Origin of the sequence: Achromobacter spanius, from assembly GCF_003994415.1 — a bacterium.
In the GTDB taxonomy this organism is placed as follows: domain Bacteria; phylum Pseudomonadota; class Gammaproteobacteria; order Burkholderiales; family Burkholderiaceae_B; genus Achromobacter; species Achromobacter spanius_C.
In genome coordinates this window covers 796,231-814,053 of the sequence record NZ_CP034689.1, presented here as the reverse complement: position 1 = coordinate 814,053, position 17,823 = coordinate 796,231, and the positions used below count along the sequence as shown (strand labels likewise).

The 17,823-nt window shown below is 59.2% G+C and carries 17 protein-coding genes and 1 tRNA gene; 4 read left to right on the top strand and 14 right to left on the bottom strand.

The genetic code is table 11. The features are described from left to right. Positions 1-55: 55 nt before the first annotated feature. Positions 56-511 carry a DUF697 domain-containing protein gene (locus ELS24_RS03630; RefSeq protein WP_127183417.1) on the bottom strand — a complete coding sequence of 152 codons (456 nt, stop codon included), beginning with the start codon at positions 509-511 and terminating at the stop codon, positions 56-58. 171 nt (positions 512-682) lie between these two features. On the opposite strand from ELS24_RS03630, the gene ELS24_RS03625 reads away from it, so the two are divergent. Continuing rightward, positions 683-1,096: a helix-turn-helix domain-containing protein gene (locus ELS24_RS03625; RefSeq protein WP_127183416.1), complete on the top strand. Its 414-nt coding sequence runs from the start codon at positions 683-685 to the stop codon at positions 1,094-1,096. A gap of 266 nt (positions 1,097-1,362) precedes the next feature. Here ELS24_RS03625 and ELS24_RS03620 read toward each other — a convergent pair whose 3' ends face one another. The 3 genes from ELS24_RS03620 to ELS24_RS03605 form a co-directional block, all read right to left on the bottom strand. Next, positions 1,363-2,538, bottom strand: coding sequence for a site-specific integrase (locus ELS24_RS03620; RefSeq protein WP_240669444.1), 1,176 nt, complete (start codon positions 2,536-2,538; stop codon positions 1,363-1,365). Between the two features lie 647 nt (positions 2,539-3,185). Beyond that, complete coding sequence (locus ELS24_RS03610) at positions 3,186-3,551, bottom strand: hypothetical protein (protein ID WP_127183415.1); 366 nt, start codon at positions 3,549-3,551, stop codon at positions 3,186-3,188. 42 nt (positions 3,552-3,593) lie between these two features. After that, entirely contained in the window at positions 3,594-4,073 is a 480-nt protein-coding gene (locus ELS24_RS03605) for a hypothetical protein (RefSeq protein WP_127183414.1), read from the bottom strand. Positions 4,074-4,189: 116 nt separating this feature from the next. On the opposite strand from ELS24_RS03605, the gene ELS24_RS03600 reads away from it, so the two are divergent. After that, complete coding sequence (locus ELS24_RS03600; protein ID WP_127183413.1) at positions 4,190-4,417, top strand: helix-turn-helix domain-containing protein; 228 nt, start codon at positions 4,190-4,192, stop codon at positions 4,415-4,417. 2 nt (positions 4,418-4,419) lie between these two features. Here the strand turns inward: ELS24_RS03600 and ELS24_RS03595 are convergent, their stop codons facing one another. The 7 genes from ELS24_RS03595 to ribD form a co-directional block, all read right to left on the bottom strand. Then, positions 4,420-4,929 carry a hypothetical protein gene (locus ELS24_RS03595; RefSeq protein ID WP_127183412.1) on the bottom strand — a complete coding sequence of 170 codons (510 nt, stop codon included), beginning with the start codon at positions 4,927-4,929 and terminating at the stop codon, positions 4,420-4,422. Positions 4,930-5,517: 588 nt separating this feature from the next. Beyond that, positions 5,518-5,892 (bottom strand): hypothetical protein, encoded by a 375-nt coding sequence (locus ELS24_RS03590; RefSeq protein ID WP_127183411.1) that lies wholly within the window; start codon positions 5,890-5,892, stop codon positions 5,518-5,520. A 295-nt stretch (positions 5,893-6,187) separates the two neighbouring features. Continuing rightward, a tRNA-Ser gene (locus ELS24_RS03585) sits at positions 6,188-6,278 on the bottom strand. Positions 6,279-6,421: 143 nt separating this feature from the next. Continuing rightward, entirely contained in the window at positions 6,422-7,975 is a 1,554-nt protein-coding gene (locus ELS24_RS03580) for a SpoVR family protein (protein ID WP_050447147.1), read from the bottom strand. Beyond that, positions 7,972-9,231, bottom strand: coding sequence for a YeaH/YhbH family protein (locus ELS24_RS03575; RefSeq protein WP_050447146.1), 1,260 nt, complete (start codon positions 9,229-9,231; stop codon positions 7,972-7,974). The genes ELS24_RS03580 and ELS24_RS03575 overlap by 4 nt, the downstream gene beginning before the upstream one ends. Before the next feature lie 12 nt (positions 9,232-9,243). Beyond that, entirely contained in the window at positions 9,244-11,160 is a 1,917-nt protein-coding gene (locus tag ELS24_RS03570; protein WP_370641244.1) for a PrkA family serine protein kinase, read from the bottom strand. Between the two features lie 792 nt (positions 11,161-11,952). Then, on the bottom strand, positions 11,953-13,104 hold the full coding sequence (ribD, locus tag ELS24_RS03565) for a bifunctional diaminohydroxyphosphoribosylaminopyrimidine deaminase/5-amino-6-(5-phosphoribosylamino)uracil reductase RibD (RefSeq protein WP_050447144.1): 1,152 nt from the start codon (positions 13,102-13,104) through the stop codon (positions 11,953-11,955). A gap of 196 nt (positions 13,105-13,300) precedes the next feature. Between ribD and ELS24_RS03560 the strand changes: the two genes are divergently transcribed. Together ELS24_RS03560 and ELS24_RS03555 are read left to right on the top strand one after the other, a co-directional pair. After that, a complete protein-coding gene (locus tag ELS24_RS03560) occupies positions 13,301-13,864 on the top strand; it encodes a cysteine hydrolase family protein (protein ID WP_050447142.1) in 564 nt (187 codons plus the stop codon). Positions 13,865-13,881: 17 nt separating this feature from the next. Then, the gene (locus tag ELS24_RS03555) at positions 13,882-14,844 is read left to right on the top strand and encodes a GlxA family transcriptional regulator (RefSeq protein WP_127183410.1); all 963 of its coding nucleotides are present in this window, start codon (positions 13,882-13,884) and stop codon (positions 14,842-14,844) included. A gap of 41 nt (positions 14,845-14,885) precedes the next feature. Here the strand turns inward: ELS24_RS03555 and nrdR are convergent, their stop codons facing one another. The 3 genes from nrdR to ELS24_RS03540 all read right to left on the bottom strand — a co-directional run bounded on the left by nrdR (position 14,886) and on the right by ELS24_RS03540 (position 17,817). Further along, positions 14,886-15,365: a transcriptional regulator NrdR gene (nrdR, locus tag ELS24_RS03550; protein WP_050447139.1), complete on the bottom strand. Its 480-nt coding sequence runs from the start codon at positions 15,363-15,365 to the stop codon at positions 14,886-14,888. Positions 15,366-15,584: 219 nt separating this feature from the next. After that, positions 15,585-16,835, bottom strand: a complete 1,251-nt coding sequence (gene glyA, locus ELS24_RS03545) for a serine hydroxymethyltransferase (RefSeq protein ID WP_050447138.1) — start codon at positions 16,833-16,835, stop codon at positions 15,585-15,587. A 328-nt stretch (positions 16,836-17,163) separates the two neighbouring features. Further along, on the bottom strand, positions 17,164-17,817 hold the full coding sequence (locus ELS24_RS03540) for a YbhB/YbcL family Raf kinase inhibitor-like protein (protein ID WP_050447137.1): 654 nt from the start codon (positions 17,815-17,817) through the stop codon (positions 17,164-17,166). Between the last annotated feature and the right edge of the window lie 6 nt (positions 17,818-17,823).

The window sequence follows — 17,823 nt, the reverse complement described above, 5'->3', positions numbered from 1 at the left end:
CGAGCGGAGGTCGTTGCGACAATGTGCATGTTGGACGAGGCAAGGCCAACCGCAATCATCCCCCCGTGCGGAACCCCTCAAAGCTCTCTCGACCGTAGTGCAAGATGGCGGCCGTCGCGGGCGGCGATAGTCTTACGCCACCCTGCTTGGCGATTTCGATGGCGACAAGCCCGATTAGGTACGTTTGAAGACCCGCCGTGCCAGCGCCGATAGCCGACACAAGCGCGGGCGCTCCCGTGAATGCTGCACCCCAACTGAGCAATCTAGCGGCTTCGACGAAAACCGCACGTCCAGCAAGGTTTGCCGAACCGAGAAGGCCTATCGACTTAGCGATATCCGCTACGCTTATCTTGCTGCCGTACGCGCCTGCTATGTGATTCACCATGAGGGCGTTCTCGGCAATGATCGCAGCTGACGCGGCGGGCACAGGGATAGCCCCCGTGGCTATGGCCGCCATCACATATTTTCTAAGTACAGCCGTGGCTTGTTGGTCGAGGCTCTCGTGCTTCATTGCTTTCTCCAATTAGATGGTCAGTGTCGCCGTTCGGCAGATAGAGGCACTGTATTGCATATATGCATGTAGTGCAAGTATGCCTATAAAGGAAATTTGTAGCAGAAGAGACTTTGCACGGAACGGTGAATGGCGTAGGATGTTGACGTTCGCCACAAGCCGGAGTAAGCGATGACCGAAATGAAGCCTGTAACTACATACGCCGCCATTGTCGGAGCCGTTCTGGCACAGGTTCGCATTGCGGCAGGCTTGACTCAGGGGGACTTAGCTAAGGCGATAGGAATTGGTCCTTCGACGTGGTCCCGTATCGAAAAAGGGGAAAGCTCGCTGTCGGTTGATCAGCTGAAGCTGGCATCGGACGCTTTGAACATATCGGCGTCGCGGATTCTTGAGTTGGTGGATCTAGCTGAGAAGGCGACTGTCGCAAAAGGCATTTCGCGTGAGCCAATTGGCAATCTGAAATGGACCACTGCTGCTGCGTCTGGCGCCATTGCCGCAGGTTTTATCCCGATAGTAGGACCTGTGCTCGCAAGCATCGTCGGGGGAGTCTTGGCGGCCAACGCACAGAAGGCGCGGAATAAATAATCGCAGTCCACTTCTGGCCCAGACGGTGTCAACTGGCGCGCTTCTCAACCGTGTGTGTAAATCCGCCCGCAGAGCGCCGCATCATCGATTTTCACGAGTTCGGCAAGAAGTGAGGGGCGATGGAAATCGCCAGTTGCGTTCTCACAAAACCTCGACCGCGGACAGTCTTGAAGACCGGCCAGATGAGCGGATAGGGTGCGGCCGCAAGAGCAGGCAGGTGCTTAGGCTGATCCCGAATGCGCTAAGTCCCTCCAAAGGATTCTGTTCTAGAGCAGGGTTGGTATCTTGCGCCGCTCCACTGGTCGGATGTATCGAGCCAAGGTCGCCGTCGAACGGTGGCCCGTCTGTTGCTGAATCTGAAAAGGCTGTAAACCAGCCATCGCAGCGGTGGTTACGTACCCCGCTCTCAGGCTGTGCCCGGCCACAAGACTCGCATTGCCACCGCTACGTTGATACGCTGATTTGAGAATTAGCGAGACTGATTGACCGGTAAGTGGACGACTTCCTACGGTGTCGTGGCGCGTCACCCTTCGGAATACGTAACCGGTGTCTATTCCGCTCAATGCTGCCCACTGATCTATGGCAGCGACTGGGCACCTGGCACCTTTGGCGCGCGGGATAAAGACGATTCGCCCCACCCCTTCCTGGTCTGTCTTGGAACGCCGAAGCAAAATCTCGATGCCTTCATCTACTACTGTTATATCTTCATACTGAACGGCAACAAGTTCCGCGCGTCGGAATGCTCCCGCGAAGCCAATTAGTAGAAGCGCTCGGTCCCGTGCGGCTCTCACCGGCTTCTGCTGGTCGATCAGGGCAAGCATCTCTAACAGATCGTCCTTGACGATGGCTCGGACGCGACGTTGCGCTGTACCTAAGGTTCTACGTATGCCCTGCATTGTCTGTCGCACGCTGACATGGACAGCGGGCGACATGAGGTTTCGATCCTGATGGGCACGGTGGATTCCGATAAGCCTTCGCTCTATGGTCGCTACAGCCAAAGTTGCCGCGAGCTTTGCCAAATATGCGGATAGTTGTTGCGGCGTCGCCGGCAGCTCTCCGCCGTTCGCCAAAAAGTGAGCGAGATCGGACGCATAGGCCTTCTTCGTCGCGGCTGATCGGGCTGCATCAATGTAATGCTCCGCCGTCAATGATGCGGCGCTACTGACGCAGCCACTTTGAGCCTTGGAGGCCTTTGATTTTGCTACCTTGGCAGCATGTCTGCTCGGGAATTTCATGATTGAAATGGAATCCTCGTTGAAAGTGCACCATTGACGGCGGGAAGGTTGGACGAATGAAGCGACTTCAAGGCGCGTAATCAGCCAGATGGGGTCGACAAGCGCTAGAGAGCTCACCGATATACAGGAGTACCTCTCCCAGATCGGCAAGTAGCGCGCCAACACTTGCAATAGAGTGCTGTGGCGCGGCGGCATCGCCAGCATCATCTAGTGGGACACAGGCGAGGAGCGCGCCAAGCCCGGCGATCCCTTTATGCAGACAATCAAGAGTGAGGTCTAGTTGCGAGGCCAATGCCAGCAGGAGTTCGGGATCTGCCTCTGCGAAGTCGATATGAGGATCTGCAGTCTTTGGCAACAGACAGAGCATCGCGCAAAGGTCACGCAATGGAGCTCTATGCGTGGCCGATTTACCAGGATTTTGGTTTGACCCCATGTTCAATATTCCTCTGGCAGCATGAGCGTAGTAGCGGACCTATCGGCCTCCGTGATGATCCATAACCGCTCACCCGCTGCGTCATACGAGGATATGACGCGGTTGCCATGTATAGCCGCTACCTCGTTGGCCAAGGCATCTTCCGGTTGAACATCGCCCCAATCTCCAGACCGGTGGCGCAACAGCATCTGGAACGGGTTCAGGCGCGCGCGCTGTAATAGGTTCAACGCACCCGGAGTTGCCACGACTTGGCCAAGAGGAATGGGTAGACCGCGGCCCTGTGCGGCCAAGGAAGTGTCACAGTGAGATGCTTGCATGGGCTTTCGCTTTTGATTCGCAAAAAGACGTTGGACATCAGAAATGCAAAAGAGCCAAGGTGTGTGGCCTTGGCTCCTGCAGAGGATGCTGCTAGTCGAAAGGGTTACTTCTGGCTGTACTTGCCTGCCATAGAACCCGCAGCGTTCATGCCGCAGTAGCTGTCGCATCCCTTCGTGGTCACTTGAACGGCGCGATTGGAGAAGTTCAACAGCACGACGCACTGGTCTGCCGGGTCTTCCGAAGTCCAGGCCGCTCGGGTGCCGTCAATGGGACGAGCAAATAACGGGTCGTCTTCTCCCAGGCTGCATGCATGGGTGCCCACATTGGTGCTAAAGGCGAACTGGACGCCCTGCTGGGATTCTTTGACGATTAGCTCGCCGCCTTGTTTGATGTATTTGCCCGTGACTCCTGCAAGGGCGGCAGGGCTTGAGAGCGCTAGAAGTAGTACCAACGCGTACGAACGCATCATGAAGTCCTTAAAAGTGGGGCTGAAAACAGAACGGGCGTATAGCTAGCGGCCCGGCATGACGAATTCTTCTTGGGGACGTCCGAGAAGTCGCCAGCCTTGTTCGGACTGGATTAGCAGCACCGCCCCTTGCAGCACGGTCTGTCGCGTTTGCGCGTTCACCGCGCCCGCCATGCCAGCGACGACATTGCCCATTTCGTCCATGCAGGGTTTGTTGCGAGGGTCATCGACGAATGCACGTACACCTGCGTAGGTGGTGCGGGCGAAATCGTCTCGGAACGTCAATGTCGCTTCGTAGTCGAGTTGGAACTTGTCGCCTCGGCGGACGCTGTCGATCTTCCTCGCGTTTGAAATAGTCCACAGAGGGCAGCCAGAGAATCGGCCTTCAAGGTAGTTTTTGGCTTCCGCATTGCCTGGCGCCGCTGCTCCGCAGCCTGTCGTGAGAAGAGCCGCAACAATGCCTACGAAGGCTAGCGTCGCTTTGTGGATGGGGTGTCTGCTAAAGGCTTTTAGTTGGGTCTGCATATCAAGGGGTTAGAAATTCTTAAAAATCACACTTTGGGTTTGGTTGCAGGGCTAAATGTACCAAAACCAAACCCAAAGTGTGTGGATGGGAGGTAAGGGATAAGAAAAACTGCGGCATGTCTAACCCAACGCAAAAGTGTGATGCGCAGGTGTTGTTCGCCGCGAACATGCGCCGCATTCGCAAAGAAAAGCAGCTAACTCAGGAGCAGGTGGCTGAAAGGGCGGGCCTGCATCCGAACTACGTGTCTTCTGTGGAACGCGGGGAACGCAATCTATCGATCGCCAACATCCAGCGCATCGCATGCGCACTCGATGTCACGATGGCGGAGCTGGTCACCCCCTAGCTCTACTTGCCGGCGGCGCTTTTCGTGGCCATGGGATGCACGCTGATATACCAAGCCGCGCCAAGCGGCTTGAGATCAGTTCGGACATGCGCGGGCGTCTCGATCCAGTATGCAGGATCTACCACGTAGGCAATGGTGGTCTTTGGCGAGTGGCTCGCCGACGCACGGTGGAACAGTACGTGGCGGCCGATTTCCTTGTCGGGGTCGTAGTCCACCATCAGGATGGCCAGATCCGGGACATCCGCCAGCTTGCTTACCTCTTTGTAAACCGTGGCAACCCAGCCATAGTGCGCCAGAAGTCCGGCAATCAGGTCTTCGGTGATCCAGTAGGGACCATGCGCGGGATGCTTGAACCGGTTCACTGCAAGCTCGCGGACCTCTGCAAGCGGTTTCCCTGTGATGCTGGCGATACACGCGAAGGCACAATCGAAGTCGTTGTTCTGGGCGACGCGAGCGAAGGCGGGCTGGAAGCCCTCTGCGGTCGAGGTCACGGTGTTGGGTATGCTAGGCATGGCACATTCCTTCGTTTCAGGTGCGCGCAACGAAGCCGCCCAGACCATCAGGGGCACTCAATGGACAAACGGGAGAGGCTGAAAGTGCAGATTGCCGTTGAGGCAGTCGTCTTTCAGGCAGCGTTGCGGCGCTGGTTGAGGGGCGAGCCAGGGGCCGAGCCGTGGCGCGCTAAAACCAGCTTAAACGTGGCGGCTGTATCGGATCAACCACCAAATAACTTTGGCAATTTCGCAAAGATCAAAGTCGGCAACGCCAGGATCGGACCGTCAAACGCAGGGAAATCTCTGCTCCTGAGCGGCTAGGAACACGACCGCATGGATGCAGAATAACGTTCTGAGCGATGGGGCAATGATCACTGCCCACCACAACGCGGTCGTCGTCGTTTGCAGTCATAAACCAGCGATTTGCCAACTTCCGGGTTGGTTAGGTAATGCGTCGCTCTGACGGTAGGCTGGGGAAGAAATATTGCTGCGCCCAGCTGTCGGGCGGTGCTGAATGCAGCAGCTACAGTGAAAAGCAGCGCGAAGTTTCGCCCCTCAGCGAAGATGCGGCCGTGACGCCTGCGAAGCGATTCTAACCGCGCCTCCTTACAGCTCAGTTGGACCCGTCACTTCTGCAATTCCTTCCCGAACATCATGAAGGAAGGAGCCCGACTCGGGGGTTTGAATCATTGTAGGGACTGCAAGTTCAAGCAGGCAGGTCAGCATCTCGGCGAACCACCACTTCGCCAAACCGTTGGATGGAACGACGTGGGTATATGTTAAGTAGGCAATCGCACGGGTCACTATGTTGGGATCTCGGCCCGATTCGATTAGGCTGACGACTTGTTCATTGGCGAGTCGAACGAACTCGCCGGCAAGCTGAGCCAAGGCGATTTCGGGTGTGCCTTGCTCAGACCAAAATGCTTGCCGCGCTAGGGTGCGGCAGGCGATCTGCAGTGCAGGAAGATCAATGTCGCGCATTCGCGGCTCTCCTCGACGGCGGCCCAATGATCCGTGTTTTTATTACTGTCCGCTTATCCCCGCAAGCTATCGTTCATACCCACTGAAGGCCTAGCGATTATCAGTAATCCCGCCTAACTGTGCACAGCAAGCCAAGGTTAACCATGGCCTAAAGATTCGGAGGGCCTTCTCGGAAATCGGCGAGGAGCCCAAAAAAAAAGCCACGACATGAGCCGTGGCTTTTGATAGTTGCTTTGATAGCAGCTTGATAGTAAGCTAAAAATTTTCAGTAAAAACAGCAGCTTACTTAGATTCATGGCGGACAGAGGGGGATTCGAACCCCCGATACGCTTTTGACGTATACACGCTTTCCAGGCGTGCGCCTTCAACCGCTCGGCCACCTGTCCTAATCGGCAATTTCGTAGGTAAAAAGGCACTACGAAAATTGCGAATCCGCGATTCTAGCAGGTTTCGGCGCAACGCAGCAAGCCGAAGCACAAAGGGGGACGCACCGAGCGCTCTAGCTCAGTGTGCCCCCCCTTTTTACCTTTCAGTGCGAAGACGGCGGTTCCTGCTCGCGATAAGAGCTGACCGTGCCGTCCGGCTCGGTTTCTTCCAGCCTGACCCTGAAGCCCCACAGGCGCGCCAGATGCTTCATCACCTGCTCGGCATCCTCGCCCGCCAAGGGGCGGCCACGACTCTTCAAATGCCGCAATACCAATGAGCGATCCGAATCGCGGTTGAACCGCACCACCTGGATGTCCGGCACCTGGTTGTCGCGGTTGTGCTGCGCGGCCAGCAGACGGCGAATGTCGCGGTAGCCCTCGTCGTTGTGGATGGCGGCCACTTCCAGCTTCGGATTCGACTGATGGTCCGAGATTGCAAACAAGCGGAACTCGCGGATCAGCCGCGGCGACAGGTACTGCGAGATGAAGGACTCGTCCTTGAAATTGCGCATGGCGAAGTCCAGGGTCTTCTGCCAATCGCCCCCCGCAATATCGGGAAACCACTTCCGGTCTTCGGGCGTGGGCGCTTCGCAGATACGGCGGATGTCCGACATCATCGCAAAGCCCAGCGCATACGGGTTGATGCCGCCATAACCGCGTTCGTCAAAGCCGCGTTGGCTGACCACATTGGTATGGCTTTGCAGGAACTCCATCATGAAGCCGTCGTTGACCAGCCCTTTTTCATGCAAGCGGTTCAGGATGGTGTAGTGCCAGAACGTGGCCCACCCTTCGTTCATGACCTTGGTTTGCGTCTGCGGGTAAAAGTACTGGGCAATCTTGCGGACGATACGCACCAGCTCTTTTTGCCAGGGCGCCAACTTGGGCGAGTACTTTTCAATGAAGTACAGCAGATTTTCTTCGGGCTCCGGCGGGAACACCGACGTGTCGGTACGGGTGTCCTTGTCGGTTTCCAGGCGTGGCAACGTGCGCCACAAGTCGTTGTATTGCAGCCGCGCATGTTCCTTGCGCTCGGCCTGGCGCGCGGCCTCTTCCTTGAACGACATCGGCGCGGGCCGTTTGTAGCGGTCCACCCCGTGGTGCGACAGCGCATGGCAGGAATCCAGCAAGGCTTCCACCGCGTCGATACCGTAGCGGTCTTCGCACGACATCACATACTTGCGCGCGAATACCAAGTAGTCCAGCACCCCATCAGCGTCGGTCCATTGCCTGAACAGGTAGTTGCCCTTGAAGAACGAGTTGTGCCCATAGCACGCGTGCGCAATCACCAGCGCCTGCATCGTCATGGAATTTTCTTCCATGAGATAAGAGATGCACGGGTTGGAATTGATGACGATCTCGTACGCCAGGCCCTGCATGCCGCGCCGGTAGTACTGCTCGTTGCGGATGAATTCCTTGCCGTAAGACCAGTGTGGATAGCCGATAGGCAGCCCGGCCGACGCATAGGCGTCCAGCATCTGTTCCGAGGTGATCACCTCGATCTGGTTCGGATACGTATCCAGGCCGTACTCGGCCGCGACCTTGGAAATCGCGTCGTCATAGGACTGGATCAGTTCGAACGTCCATTCGGATCCTTGGGATATCGGCCGAGCGCCGCCGGCCGATCCCGGCTCCACGAGAGCACCCACGATGGCATTCATGCGGTTTCCTTCTTGAACAGGTCATGGAACACGGGAAAGATCTCGCCGCGATCGCAGATGCGCCGCATGACGAAATGCGGCTCCAGCTTCTGTTCATACTCGGCCCACAGGCTGCTCTTGCGAGCCTCTTGCGAGTCGGGAATTTCGATATAGGCGAAGTACCGTGTCGACGGCAGCAGATGCTCCGCCAGAAAGCGCGCGCTCTTGCCCGCGTCGGCGCCGAAAGAATCGCCGTCACTGGCTTGCGCCGCGTACACGTTCCACCCCGAGGGCGGATAGCGCTTTTCCAGAATCTCGCGCATCAGCTCCAGCGCGGACAGCACGATGGTGCCGCCGCTCTTGGGGTCGTAGAAGAAGGTCTGTTCGTCGACTTCCTCGGCGTTATCGGTATGGCGGATGAAGACCAGGTCCACGTGCTCGTACTTACGCGACAGGAACAGGTACAGCAGGGTGAAAAAGCGCTTGGCCAGGTCCTTCTTGCCTTCGTCCATGGACCCCGAAACGTCCATCAAGCAGAACATGACCGCGCGCGCCATCGGAATGGCGACTGACACCCGATTGCGGTAGCGCAGGTCCAGGTCATCCAGGAACGGCACGCGGGCAAGGCGCTCGCGACAGTCCTCGACCTCCTGCTCCAATGTGCGGAGGGTCGCGGCGGGCGCGCCCGCTGCTTGGGCTTCGGCCAAGGCTTTTTCAGCGTCTTCAAGATCGGCGCGCGCTTTCACGTTCAGCGCAACGCGACGCGCCAACGATGACTTGAGCGTGCGGCTGATGCTCAACATGCTGGGCGAGCCGGTCGTGGTGTAACCGGCGCGCTGCCACTTCTTCTGGCTGACTTCGCCCAGTTGGTTGCGCGCCAGATGCGGCAGCTCCAGGTCCTCGAAGAACAGGTTCAGGAACTCGGCCCGCGACAAGCTGAAGGTGAATTGATCAACCGATTCGCCTTCGCCAGGGTCGGACCCGCCCTCGCCTTGGCCACCCTGCGGCCGGTCGATGGTGTCGCCCTTGGCGAACTCGCGGTTGCCCGGGTGCACCATCTCGCGATCCCCGCCCGAACCGTGGTGGAACGTGGGTTCGGAAATATCCCGGGCGGGCAGATTGATCTCTCCGCCTTGATCCATATCCTGAATGGAGCGGTCACGGATCATCCCGTGAACCGCCTTGCGGATCTGGTCTTTGTAGCGCCGCAAAAAACGCTCGCGGTTGACGGCGCTTTTATTGCGCCCGTTAAGACGGCGATCGATCAGTGAATTCATGATTCACCTCGCTCAGGAAGACTTCCTCACTCGGAGGTACCACTCGCACAGCAGCCTGACCTGCTTTTCCGTGTAGCCCTTTTCCACCATGCGATCCACGAAGCTCTGGTGTTTCGACTTGTCCTCGGCCGAAGCCTTGGCGTTGAACGAAATCACCGGCAGCAGATCTTCCGTATTCGAGAACATCTTCTTCTCGATCACTTCGCGCAGCTTTTCATAGCTGGTCCAGGTCGGGTTGCGGCCATTGTTATTAGCACGCGCCCGCAGCACGAAGTTCACGATCTCGTTGCGGAAGTCCTTCGGGTTCGCGATTCCAGCAGGCTTCTCGATCTTTTCCAGCTCGTCGTTCAACGCGCTGCGATCGAAGCTTTCGCCCGTTTCCGGATCACGGAATTCTTCGTCCTGAATCCAGCAATCGGCAAACGTGACGTAGCGGTCAAAGATGTTCTGGCCGTACTCCGAATACGATTCCAGGTAGGCAGTCTGAATTTCCTTGCCTATGAATTCCGCATAACGCGGCGCCAGGAACCCCTTGATGAATTCCAGATACCGGCGGCGGATCTCTTCCGGATAGTCTTCGCGGCCGATCCGTTGTTCCAGCACGTACATCAGATGCACCGGGTTCGCGGCCACTTCCGTCTGGTCGTAGTTGAAGACGCTGGACAGGATCTTGTACGCGAATCGCGTGGACACCCCGTTCATGCCTTCGTCCGTGCCAGCGTAGTCCTTGTATTCCTGCAAGGCCTTGGCCTTCGGGTCCACGTCTTTGAGGCTTTCACCGTCGTACACGCGCAGCTTGGAATAGATGCTGGAGTTTTCGGGTTCTTTCAGGCGGGTCAGCACGGAGAACTGCGCCATCATGTCCAGCGTTCCCGGCGCGCACGGAGCGGCCGACAAGGAACTGTGGTGCAGCAGCTTTTCGTAGATGCGGACTTCCTCAGACACCTGCAAGCAGTAAGGCACCTTGACGATATAGATACGGTCAAGGAACGCTTCGTTGTGCTTGTTGTTGCGGAAGGTCTGCCATTCGGATTCGTTCGAGTGGGCGAGGATCGTGCCGTTGAACGGAATGGCGGAGAAGCCTTCCGTGCCCTTGAAGTTGCCTTCCTGCGTGGCCGTCAGCAAGGGATGCAGCATCTTGATCGGAGCCTTGAACATCTCGACGAATTCCAGCAGGCCCTGGTTCGCCAGACACAAGCCACCGGAATAGCTGTAGGCATCCGGGTCGTCTTGCGAGTGGCGGTCCAACTTGCGGATATCGACCTTGCCCACCAGCGAGGAGATATCCTGGTTGTTTTCGTCGCCGGGTTCGGTCTTGGCGATGGCCACCTGACGCAGCACCGAGGGGTTCAGGCGCACGACGCGGAATTGCGAAATGTCGCCGTCGAATTCCTTCAAGCGCTTGACTGCCCAAGGCGACATGATGCCCGTCAGGTAGCGGCGCGGAATGCCGTATTCCTTTTCAAGCGTGTCGCCAAAACGCTCCGGATGGAACAGGCCCAGCGGTGATTCGTTGACGGGCGAGCCCTTGAGCGCATAGATGGGATAGCTCTCCATCAGGGCCTTCAGCCGTTCCGCAATGGACGACTTGCCGCCGCCCACAGGGCCCAACAGATAGAGGATTTGCTTGCGCTCTTCCAGCCCCTGCGCGGCGTGTTTGAAGAACGCGACGATCTGCCCGATCACGTCCTCCATGCCGTAGAACTCCTGAAACGCCGGATAGCGCCGGATGGTCCGGTTGGAAAACAAACGGGAAAGACGTGGGTCGTTACGCGTATCCACGACCTCGGGTTCGCCGATTGCCGCAAGCATGCGCTCAGCGGGACTGGCGTACGCCATGGGATCACGTTTGGCGAGGTTCAGATATTCCTCAAGAGAAAGCTCTGACTCCTGCTCTCTTGCATACTGCGACTTGAAGCCTTCGACGATGTTTTGCACGGAAACCTCCTACAACACGCGAAAAATTCACTACGCCTACGTGTCCCCATTGTGCCTAAGTGCCTGCGCAATACTAGTCAAACTCGCATTTGGCATTTCCGGCCAGTTGTTATGTTGCTTTCGCCACACAGCAACCATGAAGCACGATCGGACCCTTATCGTTTAGGCTGCACGCGCCTGACACAAGTTCCGTCAGGGAATGCAACTTACGTGAATAAGTTAACTGGCTCGTCTTCAGCATATTGCTGTGGCAGGCACGCGTGGTGCGACTGCACATGAAATGGACAGCAATGATTTGAAGGGATGAGCGATATCCCGATGGATTCTTATGATTCGAGCAGTAGCCCGATGCGCCCGCCATGCGATGGCAGCGGACGTTCTGAAGAGCGCGTTGCGCTTCGTTCAGCAGCGTGCCGGTTCGGTTGTGAAATAGCGCCGATATCGCGGCACGGGAATCCGTGGTGACGAGGGCGTGTAGCGCGGTTCGGTGATGGCCGTATGCACGGAGCGCCAAGTCATGCACCTATGCTAAAGCCAATTGACGGTTTTGTGGCAATTCATTTGGCGTAATGATCAAAATCGTAATGCGGGTTTTCAGCAAGGAAAACCACGCAAGTGAATCATTCGCAAACTTGCTGCAATTGCCGTGCCGAACGCGACGCCGGTCATCGCCAACCCGACTTTGCACGACCGCATTAGCAGCCGTTGAGTCCGAGTGCTAGCACACGCGACCACGCCGCCATGGCCTGTGGCGTACGCTTGTGAAGCGCTGCGCCGTGTGGATCAGGCAATTGGCGGCAACGCAACGCGCTGCATCAGCGTGCGCCAAGCGCCTTCAACGCGCGCGCGCAGACGCAGGTCCGCCCCCACCCGGGTGCTCTCGATGAATGCATAGCGTCGCGCGGCATCCAGATGCTCAAGCATCGGCAAACGAACCATGCCTGCGGCGTCACCAAGCAGCACGGGTGCCAGATACAGCAGCAACTCGTCCACGCAAGCCGATGCCACCAACGCCCCGCTCAAGCCCGCCCCGGCCTCCACATGCACTTCATTGAACTGTGCCTGCGCAAACCATTGCATCATGCCGGGCAGATCCACGCGGCCCGCCATCGCGCCCGGCAGCACCACAACTTGCACGTTCTTGTCGGCCAGGCGCGCGGCTTTGGCGGCGTCTTCACGCGCGGTGAAGATAATCACTTCAGCGCCATCGAACAAGCGGGCGGTTTCGGGGATGGCGAACATGCCGTCCACCACCGCCTTGCGCGGTTGGCGCGGCGTTTCAACGTCACGCACATTAAGCAGCGGATCGTCCTTCAACACAGTGCCCATGCCGGTCAGCACCACGCAACTACGCGCGCGCCAGCGATGGCCGTCAGCACGGGCTTCGGGGCCGGTGATCCATTGCGACATGCCGTTATGCAAGGCGCTGCGACCATCCAGGGACGCCGCCATCTTCATCCAGACCCAAGGCAGGCCGCGGCTCATGCGCGAGATAAACCCCGCGTTGATCGCCAGCGCCTCTTCGGCGCAGACGCCTGTCGTCACCGCGATGCCCGCCGCGCGCAAACGGGCCAGGCCTTGGCCATTGACCAGCGGATTCGGGTCACCGATGGCCACCACCACGCGCGCCGGCTTTGCCGCCAGCACGGCATCCACGCAGGGTGGGGTGCGCCCGAAGTGACTGCAGGGTTCCAGCGTGACGTACAGCGTGGCGCCCGCCACCGTTTCGTTATGCGCGGCGGCGTCGCGCAATGCGCGGATCTCGGCATGGGGGCCGCCGGGTGGCTGGGTGGCCCCTTCGCCCAGCACCCGGCCATCACGCACAATCACGCACCCCACGCGAGGGTTGGGCGATGTGGTGTAAAGCACGCTTTCAGCCAGCGCCAGGGCGCGCCGCATCCAGAAGATATCGTCGGATTCGCTTGGGGTCGTCATGGCGGAATTGTATGTCTGGCCGCAGGTGTGCGGTGGACCTCCGGGCACTCGCACGGCGTATGCTGGCCCCAAGCGCGCCGGCCACCCGCATGTCCGTTTTGGGCTGGTATGTGGCTTGGGGGGATCTCGTTCAGGGCCGATATGTCGCGCAGAATACGTTCGCACCCTTTAAAATCCTTGGCCAGGAGCCCGGAACATGAAGCAAGCACTGATCGTCATCGACGCACAAGAGTCTTTTCGCCACCGTCCGTTTTGGGACGAAGCCGAATATCCCGCATTTCTGACCAAGATCCAAGGGCTGATCGATTCAGCCAGCGCCCAGGGTATTCCGGTGCTTCAGGTGTTCCACAAAAGCCCGTCCGACGATGCCGCCAACCCGTTTTCCCTTGCCTCGGGACACGTCAGGACGCTTGAGGAATTGCGCATTTCGCCCACGGCCGTGTTCCACAAAACCGTACATTCGTCGCTGTATGCACAGGGCGAAGACGGCGCAACACTGCACGACTGGCTGCGTGAAAACGGCATCGAAGGCATCATCGTCAGCGGTATTCGTACCGAACAGTGCTGCGAGACGACATCGCGCCACGCCAGCGACGCCGGCTTCAAGGTGGTGTTCCCGACGGACGCCACGTTGACCTTCGCCATGCAAAGCCCCTCGGGCAAGCACTACACCCCCGCCGAGATCCGGGACCACACCGAGCTGGTGCTGAACGGCCGCTTTGCCCGCATCACCCACGCGGCCGACGCATTGGCCGGCTGAACAAGGCAAAGCGCCGCATGATTCCCGTGTATTTCATCCTGACGCGGGGCATCGTCCTGCTGGACCTGGCGGGGCCCGCCGAGGCGTTCCGCGTCGCCGAAAAGCGATGCCCGGGAACATTCGAACAGCACTTCTGCGGCCCAACACCTGAAGTGGAAAGTGGTCTACCGGGCTTGAATCTGGCGCGCATCCGGCCATTACCGGCCGCTCTGCCCGCCAACGCGCTAGTCATTATTTCGGGCGTGGTAGACAAGCACACGCGCCTGGACTCGCCGGATGCGCACGCCATCATCGACTGGCTGGCCCTGCGCCACCCCGCGGACCAGTTCACGCTGATGACGGTGTGCGCGGGCGCGTTGTTCGCGGCCTCCGCCGGGCTGACCCGCCTGCGCGACTGCACCACGCATCATTCTTGCCTTGCGCAATTGGCGGACATCGACCCCAGTGCGCGCGTGCACGACAACCGAATCTTCGTTGAAGACGGCAACCTGGTCAGCAGCGCCGGCATCACGGCGGGCATCGACCTGGCGTTGCATATGGTGGCGCGTCATTGCGGGCCGCGCGTGGCAAGCGAGGTGGCCCGCGACATGGTCGTCTACCAGCGCCGCGCGGGCACGGACTCCGCGCTGTCGCCGTGGCTGGAACACCGCAGCCACATGCACCCCGGCGTGCACCGCGTCCAGGATGCGGTGATCCGCAATCCGGCGGCGCCCTGGTCCGCGCAATCCTTGGCGGACCAGGCGCATACCAGCCCGCGCCACCTGACCCGGCTTTTTCGCGAACACGCTGGCTGTACGCCGATGGACTACCTCTATCAGATCCGGGTGGCGCTGGCACGCGACCTGCTGCGCGAAACGCGATTGGATCTGGAGCGCGTGGCGGAGAAGTCAGGATTTGGATCCGCGCAGCACATGCGCCGGGTCTGGCGCAAGTTCCAGCCGAATACGCCCAGCCTGGCGCGGTCGGCCCCCATGCAATAACGGCGCCGAAGCGCCGTTATTCGCGGGCGCGTGAACCGTGTTTATTCCTTGCGCAGCTTGCCGGGCAGCAGCGGCCCTTGCATTTCGCGGATGGCCTCGACGAATTCGCCAATGTCCTCGAAGCTTTTGTAAACGGACGCAAAGCGAACGTAGGCCACCTTGTCCAGCTTGCGCAGTTCGTTCATGACAAGTTCGCCGATATGTTCGGACGGCACTTCACGCTGGCCGCTGGCCAGCAGTTGTTCTTCGATACGCGCAACCGCCGCATCCACGTCTTCGGTGCTGACGGGGCGTTTGCGCAGCGCCAGGCTCAGGCTGGCGCGCAACTTGACGGGATCGTAGTCGCTGCGGCTGCCGTTGCGCTTCACGATGGAAGGCATGGCGAGCTCAACCCGTTCATAGGTGGTGAAGCGCTTGTCACAAGACAGGCAACGGCGGCGACGACGAATGGCATCGCCCTCTTCCGAGACCCGGCTGTCGACAACCTGCGTTTCGGCATGGCCGCAAAATGGACACCGCATGTGTGTTCCCTATAGGCACGGATAGCAAAATTTGAGCATATTGTAACGACGCTACCCCGGGAAGCGTCGAGACGGGCTAATTCGTCCCCAATATCATCACGGCTAGGAACGAGGATAGCGCCCGCCGCCCTGAAAGCAAAGGGACGGCACCTTGCGGGGCCGTCCCTTGCGTGTCGTGATCCTTCGGCGGTAAACCCCCGAAGGTTTGTCACCGGATGCTTATTGCTTGCTGTAGACCGGCAGGCGCGAGGTCAGTTCGTTGACGCGGGCACGCACAGCGGCGATGTTGGCTTCGTCGCGCGGATTGTCCAGCACGTCGGCGATCAGGTTGGCGGTGAGTTCGGCTTCGGCTTCGGTAAAGCCGCGCGTGGTCATGGCCGGCGTTCCCAGGCGGATGCCGCTGGTCACGAAGGGCTTTTCCGGATCGTTCGGGATGGCGTTCTTGTTCACCGTGATGTGTGCCTGGCCCAGCACGGCTTCCGCTTCCTTGCCCGTGATGCCCTTGGCGCGCAGGTCAACCAGCATGACGTGGCTTTCGGTGCGGCCGGAGACGATGCGCAGGCCACGCTTGACCAGCGTGTCCGCCAAGACCTTGGCGTTCTTGACCACTTGCTGCGCGTAGTCCTTGAAGCTGGGATCCAGGGCTTCCTTGAACGCCACGGCCTTGCCGGCGATGACGTGCATCAGCGGGCCGCCTTGAATGCCCGGGAAGATGGCCGAATTGATGATCTTTTCGTGCTCGGCCTTCATCATGATGACGCCGCCGCGCGGGCCGCGCAGCGACTTGTGCGTGGTCGACGTGACGAAGTCGGCATGCGGCACCGGGTTGGGATAGGCGCCGCCGGCAACCAGACCCGCGTAGTGGGCGATGTCGACCATGAACAGCGCGCCGTTTTCGCGCGCGATGCGGGCCATGCGTTCGAAATCGATGTGCAGGGCATAGGCCGATGCGCCGGCCACGATCAGCTTGGGCTTGTGTTCCTTGGCCAGTTGCTCAACTTGCTCGTAGTTCAGGACTTCGTTTTCGTCCAGGCCATACGAGATGAAGTTGTACAGCTTGCCCGAAGCATTGACCGACGCTCCGTGCGTCAGGTGGCCACCTTCGGCCAGGCTCATGCCCAACACGGTATCGCCCGGCTTCAGCACGGCCATGTACACGCCCTGGTTGGCCTGCGAACCCGAGTTGGGCTGCACGTTGGCGGCTTCAGCACCGAAGATCTGCTTCAGGCGATCAATGGCCAGTTGTTCAACCACGTCCACGTATTCGCAACCGCCGTAGTACCGCTTGCCCGGGTAGCCTTCGGCGTACTTGTTCGTAAGCTGCGTGCCCTGGGCCTGCATGACGGCCGGGCTGGCGTAGTTTTCCGAAGCGATCAGCTCAATGTGCTGCTCTTGGCGTACGTCTTCCTTCTGGATGGCGGCCCAAACGTCCGGGTCAGCCTTGGACAAGGTGAGGTTGCGGTCAAACATGACGGGGGATTCCTGAGGCGGTAAGAGAGGAGAAAGCAGTGTCGGGTGGGTAAACCCGAAGAATCTGCGTAGTTTACCCCGTCAGCCGGAATCAATTGCCGCCAAAATGCGCCCGAAGCGGGCAAATTTCGGTCGAAGAGCGCGAAAACCACGGCACCGGCTGCTGGCCGAAAACGCTGCTCAACCCGACTTGAAGAACTTTCATGCAATGGCGACGGAGTGGCAGTGACGACGGCGCCGACGTTGGCCAGCCTCACCGCTGCGCCGCCGGCCCTTGAACGAAAAAAGGGCCGCATCGCGGCCCTATCGAGGTTGCCCGTGACGCAAACTAGGCCTCGGTGGCGCCAATCTGCTTGGGGGCAAGACGCGGGTTGAGCGTGTATGTCCCCGTTACCGACGCCTGCGCCAGCACATGTTTCTGCATGGCGCGCAGCGCGTCTTCGCCCGTGAACGAACCGTTCAGGTTCAGGCTGCTGACGTCCAGCGCATACAGGGTGAACACGTAGCGGTGCACGATGGAATCGTTCCAGGGCGGGCACGGGCCGTCATAGCCGAAATAATCGCCACTCATGTCGTGGTCGTTGGCGAACCACGACGAGTACGAATTGATACCTTGGCGGGCGTCCATGGGCGCCAGAGGGCCGCCTTTGCCACGGGGCGTGATGCCATTGGAAAAGGCGCCTTCGTCAATCTCGCGCATGTCAGCCGCCAGATCAATAAGCACCCAATGGAAGAAATCAACGCGCGGCAGGTCGGCTGGGACTTCGCGGTCTTCCTGGTTGACATCATCGGGCCGCGACGGCACGTCCGGATCATGGCAGATCAACGCGAACGACTGCGTTCCCGCCGGGACGTTGTCCCAGGAAAACTGCGGGTTGTAGTTATCAGCCAGCGCGACGTGCGATTGCGCATCGATCTTGCCGAACGCATAGCGATCCGGAATCGACTCGTGATCGGAAAAAGACAAACTCGAAAGTTCCATGTCGTG